Raw genomic sequence first — 12933 nt, 5'->3', positions numbered from 1 at the left:
CGCTGTAGCAGAAGAAGCTGACGAGCACTGCCTTTACACCGGGAAAGCGAAGCAACTGGGCATGGGTGCGCCGAGCGGGGAGCTTCCCTCTCGTACCATCGGACGTCCCGCCCGCCCCGGACGCGGCGGCGGCTCCGGGCACCTCGCCCGCCCCCGCAGCCGCGGTGGCTCCAGACAGGGCGCGGGCGCCCGCACCGCGCGCAGCTTCTACATGGAGCAAGGCTGCCTCAGGTGCCGCACCGATCGCAGCCTCTCGCCCAGCCCGCCGCCCAGATACGCGAGGCAGCTTGCGGTCGCGCCAAAGGGGCAGCGAAAGGGTAAGCACCAGCGCGATGCCCACCTGTATGCCGCCGAGCACGAGAAAGCCCGTAGACCACGTGCTTCGCTCGAGGCACTGCGCCATGATCATGGGACCGCCGCTCGCACCGACTCCCCACATGCAATGAAGCCAGCTCATATGCTGCGACTCGTAATGCACGGCGACATAGGCGTTGAGCGCCGCGTCGACGGCCCCCGCCCCAAGGCCATAGGGGACCGCCCAGAGGCAAAGCTGCCAGAACGCCTGGGACTGGGAAAAGCCCACGAGGGCCGCCGCCGTGAGCGCCACGCTCGCCACTGTGACGCGCCCCGTGCCGAAGCGCTCCACCACGCGCACCGACATAAGGCTCGAAACGATGGTTCCCGCCGAGATAATCATGGTCACCACGCCCACCCACGAGATGCCCGCACCAAGGCTGGGGGCCATCGTGGGCCACGCAGACCCGATGGCGGAATCGGGCAGGCCCAAGCTGATGAACGCGAGGTAGATGATGGGTAGGAGTCCTGCAGGCATGAAGCTCACCTACGCGCCGAACACGTAGCGGCTCAGGCGGTCGAACGCCTCTTCGACGCGAGCGCGCGGAAGGGCAAGGTTCATGCGAATGTGGCACGGGCCATGGAAGGGGCGGCCGTCTTGCCAGGCCACGCCCACGCGCCACCCGGCACGAAGCAGCTCGCCCACATCGCAGCCGTGCTGCTCGCACCACGCAGTGCAGTCGAGGAAGAGCATGTAGGTGCCCTGCGGCTTCACGACCCGCACGCCCTCGAAATGCTCAGCGATATACGTGCACGCCCAATCGATGGTGCCGCCGAGCACCTCGGTCAGCTCGTCCACCCACACGCGCCCCTCGGGGCCGTAGGCACCCATGAGGGCGTGCATGGAGAGCACGTTCATGCTGTTGTAGTGGCACTTGGATGCCTGAGCGAGCACGCGATCGCGCAGGTAGTCGCCGTAGATGATGTGGTAGCTCCCCACAAGCCCCGCAAGGCTGAAGGTCTTGCTCGGCGCATAGAGGGCCACGGTGCGCTCGCGGGCGTCGGCGGAGACGGACTGCGTGGGCACGTGCTTGTGGCCGGGCAGGATGATGTCGGACCAGATCTCGTCCGAGACCACCACGCACCCGTGTGTGCGGTAGAGCTCCATGGCGCGCTCGATCTCGTCGCGCTCCCACACGCGGCCGCACGGGTTATGCGGCGAGCAGAACACTGCGACATGGATCTTGTTCTCGGAGAGCTTTCGCTCCATATCGTCGAAATCCATGCGCCAGATGCCCGCCTCGTCGAGCTTGAGCGGCGATAAGACAATCTTGTAGCCGGCGTTCTCGATGCTTTTGGTAAACCCGATATACGTAGGGCTGTGCAAGAGCACCGCATCGCCCGGCGCTGCGAAGGCCTGGAGCGTGGAGACGAGGCCGCCGAGCACGCCGTTCTCGTATCCGATATGCTGCGGTTCGAGCCCGGTCACGCCGTTACGGTCGCGCTGCCAGGCAATGATGCGCTCGAAGTACTCGTCCCGCGGATCGAAATAACCGAAGTGGGGTTCCTTCACGCGCGCGACGATGGCGTCTTGGATGGCGGGGAGCACCGGAAAGTTCATATCGGCCACCCACATGGGAATGGCGTCGAACCCCTCCTGCGGGGCCTCCGGGGCACCGGGCGCGCCCAGACCGTCGACGGCCACCGCGTCTTGCCCGTGACGCTCCATGATGCTTGTGAAATCGTAGGTCATAGCGGCTCCTTTGCACGCATGATGGTATCCAGACAAGAGCTGCGAGCGCAGGGCTAGAGCCTCGTGCATTCCCTATAATAGGAACATTCGCCGATTCAGCAATGCCCGCTGCCAAGATAAGGCCAAGGCCCAAGCCCTGGAACCTCTTCGAGTGGCCCGTGAATCGTAGACACCCGGTGTCTACGATTCACAAACCACCCGAACATGAATCATGGGCACCGGGTGTCCGCGAACCACGACACGGGCATCAACGATACCGCAACGGCATTTCGAGACAAGCGCACATCTTTGCCGTTTCAGAGAGGAAACCATGGTCGATCGCCCAACTCAACAAGCACCGTCCCTTGCGCGACGCGTGGAGCTCCTTGCCCCCGCAGGCGGCCCTAAGCCGTTCGCAGCGGCCCTTGCGGCGGGCGCCGATGCCATCTACCTCGGCATGGGAACCATGAACGCGCGGCGCAAGGCCGAGAACTTCACCGACGAGGAATTCGCCCGCGCGTGCCGGGCCGCGCACCTTGCTGGCGCACGCGTCTATGTAACCACCAACATCGTCATCAAAGACGACGAGATGGACGAGGCGGTCGAGCTCATCCGCCGGTGCACGGCACTCGGCGCCGACGCCTTCATCATTCAAGACTGGGGCCTCTTCTCGGAAGTAAAGCGGCTTATGCCCGAAATCGAGACGCACATCTCCACCCAGGCGAACATCCATGACGCACGCGGGGCCGCATGGTGCGAGCGCCTGGGCGCCGACCGCGTGACGCTGTCGCGCGAGCTCTCCCTGGGCGAGATCGCCGCCATCCACGAGCAGTGCGGCATCGACCTCGAGGTATTCGCCCACGGCTCCATCTGCTTCAGCTATTCCGGGGTATGTCTGCTCTCGAGCTTCTGCCAGGCCGGGCGCTCCGCCAACCGCGGCATGTGTGCGCAGCCGTGCCGCCTACCCTACGAGCTCATTGACGAGCAGGGGCGCGAGATCTCGGCACCCGGCCGCGGTCGGCCGCTCTGCCCGCGCGACACCTGCACGACCGACCTGCTCTCCCAGCTCGTGGACACAGGCGCCTCGGCACTCAAGCTCGAAGGGCGCATGAAGGCCGCCGACTACGTTTTTTCGGTAACGGATGTATACCGCCGCGAGCTCGATGACGTCCTTGCGGGGCGGAATGCGGGCGAAAAGGAGCAGGCGGCTCGCAAGCGCCAGCTCAAGCGCTGCTTTAACCGCGACTTCACGCACGCGTACCAAGACGGCACCTCCGACGACGACATGATGAGCTACGAGCGATCGAACAATCGAGGCGAGCTCGTGGGCCGCGTCGCCGGGTTCACCGCGCGCGAGCCCCAAACCAAGGGGGAGCGCCTGCGGGCGGCCATCAAGGGGCCGGCGGGCACCGCTCACCTCGCACTCGACGCACCCGTTGGGACAGGCGATCTCCTTGAGCTGCGCGACGACGACGATCCGGACACGTTCCTCACGGCCCTCGCCCGCCGTGATGCCGCCGCCGGCGAAATGCTCGATGTCGAGCTCCCGCGACCGCCCGGAAAGCGGTGCCGCGTGCGCATCATTCGTAGCCAGGCGGCAATCGACCGCGCCGACGACGTGCGCAAGCGCCCCGTCGATGTGCGGGTGCGCGCCCGCCTTGGCAAGCCGTTCGAGGTCGAGCTGTTCTGCTGCGACGACCCCTCGCTCACCGCATGCGCCCAGGGTTTCACGGTTGAAAAGGCGCGTACCAGGCCCGTCTCGTCCGACGACCTCGTAGAACACGTTGGCCGCATGGGCTCGAGCCCGTTTGAGATGCGGACCTGTTCCGTCGAGCTCGATGAGGGCTGTGGCATGGGCTTTTCCGCCGTCCACAAGGTGCGAGCCGCCGCATGCGACCTGCTCGAGGATGCCATTCTCGCCCCAAGCCGACGTCGCGCGGAGCTGGCCGAACGCCTGGACATTCCCTTGCACCGCGGCGTCGCGGGCTCTGCGAACGAGCACAACGACGCACGAAGCGCAGAGGCGATGGTGTGCGCGCTCGCCACTTCGCTCGAGGCGGCAGATGCTGCGCGCCGCGCAGGCGCCGACCGAGTCTATATGGCCACCGACGACCTCGTCGCGGCGGGCATCTCCCCCGCCCAAGCCCGCGAGCTCGGCCTCATTCCCGTACTTGACGAGGTCTGCCGCGCAGGCGACCGCGAACGGCTCGATTCCTGGGTCGAAACCGGCGCCGCCATCGCCGTCGGTAATATCTCCGAACTTGCCCTTGCTGCGGAGCGCTCGGCGCTCGCCGAAGTGCGCTCGTGCATCCCCGCACACAACCGGCCATGCCTTGAGCTCCTTGCCCGAGAAGGCGCCCGCGCCGCCTGGCTCTCCCCCGAGCTCTCGCTTGCCGAGATTGAGCGCATTGCCCCCGTGAGCCCCCTTACGCTCGGCATCTGCGTATACGGAAAGCCGCGCGTCATGACGAGCGAGCACTGCATCCTGCAGGTCGCAAACGCATGCATTCACGACTGCGCCCGCTGCTCGCTGCGCATGCGCAAGCTCGCGCTCCACAACATCGACAACAAGATGCTGCCCGTCCGCACCGACATCCACGGCCGCTCGCGCCTGTACGACGCCTATCCCCTGGACCTTACGCCCCAGATGCCTGCGCTCCTTGCCGCTGGCGTGAGGCGCTTCCTCGTTGACGGCACCTTGCTCGAGCCCGAGGAGCTCTCCGATCAGATCGAGCGCGCCCGCCGGGCGCTTGACGCCGCGAGCGCCGGACGCAAGCCCGCGCCCCGGCAGAAGGGCTCTTCGTCGGGCTGCCTGTTTGTGGGCGTCGATTAGCCATGGGAAACCAGACTTTCGCCCATCGCTCTTCACGCGGAGATGGCGCGCATGGAGGCGGCACGTCCGCTGCACCCAGAAATGCCGTGCGCAGAAGCGGCCCGTATGCCGTGCAGGAAAGCGCCACGTACAGGCGCGATGTACCAGCCAATCTCTCCCCTCGCGTGCTCTACGTCAGCGAAACACTGCTCGCGGTCGACAAGCCCGCCGGCATCATCGTCCATGGGGACGGGACGGGTACAAAAACGCTCACCGACTTGGTGCGCCGTGCCGTAGAACGAGGAGCCATAGACCACGTTGCGCCCACATGTGCAGCAGAGGCCCAGGCTCTCCAGCGGCTCGATCGCGACACGACCGGCGTCGTGCTCTTTTCGATTTGCAAGCGCACGCAAAGTGACTACGATGCGCTGATCGCCGGGCACGGTGCGCGCAAGCACTACCTTGCCGTTGCAGAGGGCCGCATACCTTGGGATCAGCGAGATATTCACGTACCGATTGGCAGGGACCGGCACGATGCGCGGCGCATGCGAGCGAGCCGCACGGGGAAAGACGCTCGCACGGAAGCGACCGTGCTCGACCGAAGGCGCATCGACGGTCGCTGGTATACCCTCCTCGACCTCAGGCTATATAGCGGTCGCAAACATCAGATCCGCGTCCATCTTGCACACGAGGGCTTCCCGCTCATCGGTGACGCTTTATATGGCGCAGGCGATACGCGCGGCCTGATGCTCCACGCACGGCGACTCGCCTTTACCGACCCTGTTTCCCACACGCCGGTGGACATCCACGCGCCCATTCCCAAGCGTTTTCGCGATCTATTCCCCCGCTCGTGCTCGCGCCTCTTCGACATGTAGCAGAATGACCGGCTCGAAACGGACCGTATGCTCATTGAAGCCGTCCTTTTTGGCTAAAAATGTCGATTTATGGCAATCCGCGCGTGCGTCGAGAGGGCGTCGCGGCCTTCACGGAACCCTCTTGGCGGATCGGAGGCGCATGTTCTACCTGCTAACCGTCTCGCAATCCCACAAATAGTGCTGTGGGGCGAGTCCGTCCCGTCCAGCTTCGCTTCTTCCAGCGCCAGAAATCGACATTTTTAGCCAATTTGGCCCTTCTCAGGAAGAATTCGCCAATCGCGCAAGCGCAACGCGGCTCCATAACAACAAAGCGCGGCCCGAGCCTGCAAGCCCGGACCGCACAAACTAAGTGCTTCTTTGGCGCGCTCGCAGCGTGACCCAGGCATGCAAGCCTGGACCGCTCCCTGCGCATGCAGCAACCTACAGAACGGCGATGACCTCGATCTCGACCAGCGCGCCCTTAGGCAAAGCCGCCACCTGAAACGCACTGCGTGCGGGATACGGGGCCTCGAAATGGCCCGCATACACCTCGTTAACCGCAGCAAAGTCGTTGATGTCAGCTAGGAGCACGGTGCTTTTTACAACCTGTTGCATCGTTGCCCCCACCTCGCCCAGAATCGCGGCGATGTTCGTCAAAGCCTGCTCCGCCTGCGCCTCGACGCCGGCCTTGAGCTCGTTCGTCATCGGGTCCAAACCAAGCTGGCCAGACAGATAGAGCGTATCCCCCACCTTGACCGCCGATGAATACGGCCCCAAGGCCGCCGGCGCCTTGCTCGAAACGATCGCTTCCTTGTTCATCGAGACCTCCTGGTAGCCGTACGGTACGTCCCCTATATCGTAATACCTTACTCCAGCCATCCCGCACAACAAGAACGTAGGCGCCCCCCGCACGGGCCGATGCGCGAAGCGCGAGCCCCCAAGCCATCGCACGCACGTGCCCCACGCAGGGGCAATGGCGCGAAGCGCCGAGCCCCCAGGCCCCTTCCATCCTCCACACCCCGCCGCGAGCCCGTAAACGCAGGAAGGCCCCGGAAGGATTCCTGAGCGCGTTTCCCGCAGCCGCTCGGCTCTGCCGAGCGGCGAGGACCACGCGCGAAGGAACCTTCCGGGGCCTTCCGGTGGGAGTCTAGGACTCAGCTTAGAACTCGTGACCGCACTTCTTGCAGACGCGAATCGAGGTCTTGTGACCATCGAGCTCGCCCTGCTTGTGGCCGACGCGAGTAGCAGCACCGCACTTGGGGCACACGAGCATCGCGTTGGAAGCGTCGAACTTGGCCTCCTGCGAGACGATGCCGCCCTGCTGGTTCTGCTGGTTGGGACGGACGGCCTTCTTGACGACGGCCACGCCCTCCACCTTGATCTTGCCCTCGGCGGGGTACGCGCGCAGAACGGTGCCCTGCTTGCCGCGATCCTTGCCGGAGAGAATCTTGACGGTGTCGCCCTTCTTGATTTGCATCTTAGGCATGTCTGTCTCTCCTTTCCTTACAGGGTCTCGGGAGCAAGCGAGACGATCTTCATGTACTTCTTGTCACGCAGCTCGCGCGCCACGGGCCCGAAGATACGGGTGCCCACCGGCGAGCCGTCGTTGTTGATGACGACGCAAGCGTTGTCGTCGAAGCGAATGTAGGAACCGTCCTTGCGACGGACCTCCTTCACAGTACGAACGACGACGCACTTCACAACGTCCTTCTTCTTGACGTTGGCGCCAGGCGTGGCCTCCTGGACGGCAGCCACGATCACGTCACCGATTCCCGCATAACGGCGCTTGGAGCCACCGAGCACCTTGATGCAGCGAACCTTGCGCGCACCGGAGTTATCGGCGACGTTCAGCATGGTTTGCATTTGAATCATGGTAGTTCCTCCGAACTTAGGCCAGCGAGAGGTGCGCGGAGCTCATGCCGAGAACCGGGGCTCTACGGGAGCCGCACCCGCGCACGTCACTGGTGCGAACAATCAAAGCAGCCTACTTGGCGCGCTCGATGATCTCGACGAGACGCCAGCGCTTCATCTTGGACAGAGGACGGGTCTCCATGACGCGAACACGGTCGCCCACGCCGGCAGTGCACTCCTCATCGTGTGCATGAAGCTTCTTGGTAAAGGTCATCATCTTGCCGTACTTGGGATGACGCTTGCGCTCCATGGTCTGGACAACGATGGTCTTGTTGCCCGAGATGGAGACGACCGTGCCCGTACGGACCTTACGCGAATTACGCGTGGTATCGCTCATGTTATCTCCTCAAGCTCTACTCTGCCGCAGCGGACTTCTCAGCCGCGATCTCGCGGGCGCGCTGCTCGGTGAGAACACGCGCGATGTCCTTCTTCACGGTCTTGACGCGAGCGGTGTTGTCAAGCTGGCTCGTGGCCATCTGGAAACGAAGGTTGAAGAGCTCGGCTCGACCTTCCTTCAGCTTTTCGGCGAGCTGCTCGTCGGAAAGCTCACGAATCTCTGCGGGCTTCATTACTTATCCTCCCCGTCCTGGTCAGCGCGGGCCACGATCTTGGTCTTAATGGGGAGCTTGTGCTGGGCCAGACGCAGGGCCTCGCGGGCAATCTCCTCGGACACGCCGGAAATCTCGAACATGATGCGACCCGGCTTCACGACGGCCACCCACTCCTCGGGATTACCCTTACCGGAACCCATGCGGGTCTCAGCGGGCTTCTTGGTGATGGGTTTGTCGGGGAAGATCGTGATGAACACACGGCCGCCACGACGCATGTAACGGGTCATGGCAACACGAGCGGCCTCGATCTGACGGTTGGTGATCCAATGGGCCTCAAGGGCCTTGATGCCATAATCACCGAAATGCAGCTTGGTGTTACCCTTGGCCTGGCCCTTCATGGAGCCACGCTGCACCTTGCGGTGAAGAACACGCTTAGGGGCAAGCACTACTGACCCCTCCTCTCGGAGTTACGACGACGCGGACGCGAGGAACCCTCGAGCGCCGGGTTCGGGACGGGCTGGCCGGGAAGCTTCTCGCCCAGGTAGATCCAAACCTTGACACCGCAGGAACCCATGGTGGTGCGAGCGGTGGCCGTGCCGTAGTCGATCTTGGCACGGAGGGTGTGCAGCGGCACGCGACCCTCGCGGTACCACTCGCGACGGCCCATCTCGGCGCCGCCGAGACGACCGGAGCACTGGATACGAATACCCTTGGCGCCGGCCTTGCGGGCAGACTGGACAGCCTTGCGCATGGCGCGACGGAAGGCCACACGGCCCTCGAGCTGCTCAGCGATGGACTGGGCAACGAGGACGGCGTCGAGCTCGGGACGCTTGATCTCGATGACGTCGACGGAGAGCTGGCCCTTGGAGACACCGGCGACCTTCTCGAGCTCACCGCGGATCTGATCGATCTCGGAGCCCTTCTTGCCGATGACGATGCCCGGGCGAGCGGTGTAGATGATGACCTTAACCTTGTCACCAGCACGCTCGATCTCCACGCGGGAGACGGCGGCACGACGGAGGCGCTTGGTCAGGTACTTGCGGAGCTCGAGATCGTTACCGAGGGTCTTGGCGTAGTCCTTGTCGCCAGCGAACCAGCGGGAGCGCCAGTTCTCGGTGATGCCGAGACGGAAACCGGTGGGGTAGACTTTCTGACCCATTGTGCTTATGCCTCCTTTCGCGGAGCGACGACGATGGTGATGTGGCTCGTGCGCTTCAGGATGCGCGAAGCGGAGCCCTTGGCGCGAGGACGGATGCGCTTAAGCGTGGGGCCCTCGTCCACATAGGCAGCGGCGATGACGAGGTCGTCGGCGCGCATGCCGTGATTGTTCTGGGCGTTGGCCACGGCGGAGCGGAGAACCTTCTCCACGTCGACCGCGACGGCGCGCTCGCAGAAATGCAGGATGTCGAAAGCCTGCTCAACAGACTTGCGACGGATGAGATCGACCACGAGGCGAGCCTTGTACGGCGAGACGCGCACGAACTTGGCGACGGCGCGGACCTCGCGGGTCTCGGTATCGGTAGCTTTAGTTGCCATTTACGTGAAACCCCCTACTTGGCCTTGTGACCGCGGAACGTACGGGTGGGTGCGAACTCGCCGAGCTTGTGACCGACCATGGACTCGGTGACGTACACGGGCACATGCTTGCGGCCATCGTGCACGGCGATGGTGTGGCCGACCATCTCGGGGAAGATCGTGGACGCGCGAGACCAGGTCTTCACGACGTCCTTCTTGCCAGCCTCGTTCATCGCGACGATACGCGAGAGCAGGCGAGCTTCCACGAACGGCCCTTTCTTGAGACTTCTGCTCATAGTGGCTTACTCCTTCTCGGAATCTTTCGCTACTTCTTGCGACGACGGATGATGAGGCTGTTGGAAGCCTTGTTCTTCTTGCGCGTGCGGTAGCCCTTGGTCGGCTTGCCCCACGGGGTGACGGACGGGCGACCAGAGGTGTGGTTCTTGCCCTCGCCGCCGCCGTGCGGGTGGTCGACCGGGTTCATGACGGTACCACGGACGGTCGGGCGCACGTTCATGTGGCGCTTACGGCCGGCCTTGCCGATCACGATGTTGGAGTGATCGGCGTTGCCGACCTCGCCCACCGTGGCGCGGCAGGTGATGAGCACGCGGCGCATCTCGGAAGAAGGCATGCGCAGGATGGCGTACTTGCCCTCCTTGCCCATGAGCTGGCAGGAGTTGCCGGCGGAGCGGGCGATCGCAGCGCCCTTGCCCGGCTGGAACTCAACCGCGTGGATGAGCGTACCCACGGGGATGTCGGCGAGGGGCAGGGCGTTGCCCGGCTTGATGTCGGCATCGGAGCCAGAGAGGACCGTATCGCCCACCTGGAGGCCCTTCGGGCACAGGATGTAGCGCTTCTCGCCGTCCACATAGTGGAGCAGCGCGATGCGGGCGGAACGGTTGGGGTCGTACTCGATCGTGGCAACCTTGGCGGGCACGCCGTCCTTGTTGCGCTTGAAGTCGATGCGACGGTAACGGCGCTTCACGCCACCGCCCTGATGACGGACCGTGATGCGGCCCTGGTTGTTGCGACCGGCCTTCTTGGGCAGCGGCTCGAGAAGCGACTTCTCGGGCTTGTTGGTCGTGATCTCGGCGAAGTCCGAGATCGTCTGCCAACGGCGACCCGCGCTGGTCGGCTTGAGGTGTTTAACAGCCATTGGGAATCCCTTTCATCTCTTTCCGTTGGCCAGCACATCAGGGATGCGGGGCTCATCGCCCCAGGGTGTGCTGACACCGGATTACCACGGTACCGGGCGGCTCTATCTCAAGCGCCCGATACGCTTACCGCCGAGGCGGTAAGCCAAGGCGCAGGCCTTAGGCCTGGTTGCCGTAGATCTCGATCGAGTCGCCCTCGGCGAGCGTGACGATGGCCTTCTTCCACTGACGGGTCTTGCCGGCCACATAGCGCACGCGCTTGGTCTTGGGCTTCACGTTGATGGTGTTCACCGAGGTGACCTTAACGTTGAAGAGCTCCTCGACGGCGTCCTTGATCTGGTACTTGTTGGCATCGCGAGCAACCTCGAAGGTGTACTTGTTCTCCTCCATGAGGTCGAAGGAGCGCTCAGACACGATCGGGCGGATGATGATCTCGTGGGCGGTCATTTATGCAAGCACCTCCCCGAAGTGAGCGGCAACGTCGGCGGGCATCAGCAGGGCGCCGTTGTTGATGAGGTCGTAGGTGTTGGCCTCGGACGGCGTGATGATGAACGTCTTGGGGATGTTGCGGAAGGACAGGAACGCGTTGATGTCATCGTCGCGAACGATGATGGTGAGGCGCTTGCCCTCGAGGCCCAGGGCCTTGAGCATAGCGACGGCGGCCTTGGTGGACGGCTTCTCGAAGCCGTAGTCGTCCACGAGCACGAGCTCGTTGTCGCGCACCTTAGCGGAAAGCGCGGAGCGCATGGCGAGCTTGACCTCTTTGTTGTTCATGCGCTTGGTGTACAGACGCGGCTTGGGGCCGTGGATGACGCCACCGTGACGCCACTGGCCGGCGCGGATGGAACCCTGGCGGGCACGACCGGTGCCCTTCTGGCGCCACGGCTTGGCGCCACCGCCAGAGACCTCGCTGCGGCCCTTGGTGGACTGGGTGCCGGAACGCCAAGAGGCCATCTGGCACTTCACGATGTGATGCATGACGTGGGTGTTCGGCTCGATGCCGTACACCTCGGCAGCGAGCTCGGCCTCTGCGACCTTCTTGCCCTCGCTGTTCTTTACTTCAAACTTAGACATGTAAGTGTTCTCCTTGGTATGACGTGGCTTATCTACACGGTAGCGATTACGCCATACGGATGGCGACCAGGCCGTTCTTGGCACCGGGAACGGCACCCTTCACGAGCATGAGGTTCTGGTCGGCATCGATGCGGACAACGGTCAGGTTCTTGACGGTCACGCGCTCGTTGCCCATGTGACCGGCCATCTTAACGCCCTTGAGGACGCGCGCCGGGTAGGCGCACTGGCCGATGGAGCCCGGGTGACGCTTGAAGTGAGAACCGTGGGTCATGGGACCGCGGCGCTGACCCCAGCGCTTGATGCGACCCTGGAAGCCCTTGCCCTTGGAGGTGCCGATGACGTCGACCTTGGCGACGCCCTCGAAATCGGCGACGGTGACGGTCTCGCCGACCTTGTGGTCCTCGCCGTTCTCGACGCGGACCTCGCGCAGGTAGCGCACGGGCTCGACGCCGGCCTTGGCGAAGTGACCAGCCATGGGCTTGTTCACGTTCTTAGCCTTGATGTCTCCGAAGCCGATCTGCACGGCGTCGTAGCCATCGGTCGCCTGAGTTTTAACCTGCGAGACGGCGCAGGGGCCAGCCTGGATGACCGTGACGGGCACGACGTTATCGTCGTCGTCCCACACCTGGGTCATACCGATCTTGCGGCCGAGAATCATCTTGATCATTCAATGATCCTAACCCTCTGTGGTCTTGGGACCTGCGAGCACCCCTTGCACTCGCCCCCAGCGGACCACTCCGACAGATGTGCCGCCGGTTTGAGTTCCATCTCCCCTGCTAGACCGTGCAACCCATATTTGGTCCACACCGGCGAGACAGAATCCTCCCCATAAAGGCACAGCTTCAGTAGTATACACGGGGGCGGGCGTATCCCTTAGCTTCCACAAAGTCTTCACGCGGTGCGCGGTCCCTGCGGGCCGCCGGGCGTTCCTTCCGCGCTTCGAGCAGTCCTCGCCCGTGAGGCCTCGCCTCACGGGCTGCGGAACTCGCGCGGAGGGAATGCCCGGCGGCCCTGCGCTTGCACCCCGATACGGGGG

17 protein-coding genes are annotated in these 12933 nt (G+C 64.0%); 2 read left to right on the top strand and 15 right to left on the bottom strand.

Going from position 1 to position 12933, the window contains the following annotated elements; all coding sequences use genetic code 11:
* Both AC1VS5_RS08330 and AC1VS5_RS08325 read right to left on the bottom strand, forming a co-directional pair.
* A partial coding sequence (locus AC1VS5_RS08330; protein WP_481218324.1) for an MFS transporter occupies positions 1–832 on the bottom strand: 832 nt, incomplete at its 3' end.
* A 9-nt stretch (positions 833–841) separates the two neighbouring features.
* Positions 842–2047, bottom strand: a complete 1206-nt coding sequence (locus tag AC1VS5_RS08325; RefSeq protein WP_481218323.1) for a MalY/PatB family protein — start codon at positions 2045–2047, stop codon at positions 842–844.
* Positions 2048–2357: 310 nt separating this feature from the next.
* Here AC1VS5_RS08325 and AC1VS5_RS08320 point away from each other — a divergent pair, with 310 nt between their 5' ends.
* Positions 2358–4859 carry a U32 family peptidase gene (locus AC1VS5_RS08320; protein WP_481218322.1) on the top strand — a complete coding sequence of 834 codons (2502 nt, stop codon included), beginning with the start codon at positions 2358–2360 and terminating at the stop codon, positions 4857–4859.
* A 2-nt stretch (positions 4860–4861) separates the two neighbouring features.
* A complete protein-coding gene (locus tag AC1VS5_RS08315; RefSeq protein WP_481218321.1) occupies positions 4862–5713 on the top strand; it encodes an RluA family pseudouridine synthase in 852 nt (283 codons plus the stop codon).
* Positions 5714–6133: 420 nt separating this feature from the next.
* Here the strand turns inward: AC1VS5_RS08315 and AC1VS5_RS08310 are convergent, their stop codons facing one another.
* The 13 genes from AC1VS5_RS08310 to rplC all read right to left on the bottom strand — a co-directional run bounded on the left by AC1VS5_RS08310 (position 6134) and on the right by rplC (position 12564).
* Positions 6134–6511 (bottom strand): RidA family protein, encoded by a 378-nt coding sequence (locus tag AC1VS5_RS08310; RefSeq protein ID WP_481218320.1) that lies wholly within the window; start codon positions 6509–6511, stop codon positions 6134–6136.
* Between the two features lie 340 nt (positions 6512–6851).
* Complete coding sequence (gene rplX / locus AC1VS5_RS08305) at positions 6852–7178, bottom strand: 50S ribosomal protein L24 (RefSeq protein ID WP_019127892.1); 327 nt, start codon at positions 7176–7178, stop codon at positions 6852–6854.
* A gap of 17 nt (positions 7179–7195) precedes the next feature.
* On the bottom strand, positions 7196–7564 hold the full coding sequence (rplN, locus tag AC1VS5_RS08300; protein ID WP_019239652.1) for a 50S ribosomal protein L14: 369 nt from the start codon (positions 7562–7564) through the stop codon (positions 7196–7198).
* Between the two features lie 112 nt (positions 7565–7676).
* Positions 7677–7940: a 30S ribosomal protein S17 gene (gene rpsQ / locus AC1VS5_RS08295; RefSeq protein WP_019127890.1), complete on the bottom strand. Its 264-nt coding sequence runs from the start codon at positions 7938–7940 to the stop codon at positions 7677–7679.
* Positions 7941–7956: 16 nt separating this feature from the next.
* A complete protein-coding gene (gene rpmC, locus AC1VS5_RS08290; protein ID WP_019127889.1) occupies positions 7957–8172 on the bottom strand; it encodes a 50S ribosomal protein L29 in 216 nt (71 codons plus the stop codon).
* Positions 8172–8600 carry a 50S ribosomal protein L16 gene (rplP, locus tag AC1VS5_RS08285; RefSeq protein ID WP_019127888.1) on the bottom strand — a complete coding sequence of 143 codons (429 nt, stop codon included), beginning with the start codon at positions 8598–8600 and terminating at the stop codon, positions 8172–8174. The genes rpmC and rplP overlap by 1 nt, the downstream gene beginning before the upstream one ends.
* A complete protein-coding gene (gene rpsC / locus AC1VS5_RS08280; protein ID WP_019127887.1) occupies positions 8600–9313 on the bottom strand; it encodes a 30S ribosomal protein S3 in 714 nt (237 codons plus the stop codon). The genes rplP and rpsC overlap by 1 nt, the downstream gene beginning before the upstream one ends.
* 5 nt (positions 9314–9318) lie before the next feature.
* Entirely contained in the window at positions 9319–9690 is a 372-nt protein-coding gene (gene rplV / locus AC1VS5_RS08275; protein WP_019127886.1) for a 50S ribosomal protein L22, read from the bottom strand.
* Positions 9691–9704: 14 nt separating this feature from the next.
* Positions 9705–9965, bottom strand: coding sequence for a 30S ribosomal protein S19 (gene rpsS / locus AC1VS5_RS08270; protein ID WP_022349932.1), 261 nt, complete (start codon positions 9963–9965; stop codon positions 9705–9707).
* A gap of 29 nt (positions 9966–9994) precedes the next feature.
* Positions 9995–10825, bottom strand: coding sequence for a 50S ribosomal protein L2 (rplB, locus tag AC1VS5_RS08265; RefSeq protein WP_481218319.1), 831 nt, complete (start codon positions 10823–10825; stop codon positions 9995–9997).
* Between the two features lie 157 nt (positions 10826–10982).
* On the bottom strand, positions 10983–11270 hold the full coding sequence (gene rplW / locus AC1VS5_RS08260; protein ID WP_022349933.1) for a 50S ribosomal protein L23: 288 nt from the start codon (positions 11268–11270) through the stop codon (positions 10983–10985).
* Positions 11271–11897 (bottom strand): 50S ribosomal protein L4, encoded by a 627-nt coding sequence (gene rplD / locus AC1VS5_RS08255; protein ID WP_019127882.1) that lies wholly within the window; start codon positions 11895–11897, stop codon positions 11271–11273. It lies immediately after the preceding gene.
* A gap of 46 nt (positions 11898–11943) precedes the next feature.
* Positions 11944–12564, bottom strand: coding sequence for a 50S ribosomal protein L3 (gene rplC, locus AC1VS5_RS08250; protein WP_287746304.1), 621 nt, complete (start codon positions 12562–12564; stop codon positions 11944–11946).
* Positions 12565–12933 lie beyond the last annotated feature (369 nt).

The sequence above is a fragment of the Enorma sp. genome, from assembly GCF_982429025.1.
Note: the sequence above shows the minus strand (reverse complement) of the source record. Positions and strands in the feature narration are given on the sequence as shown.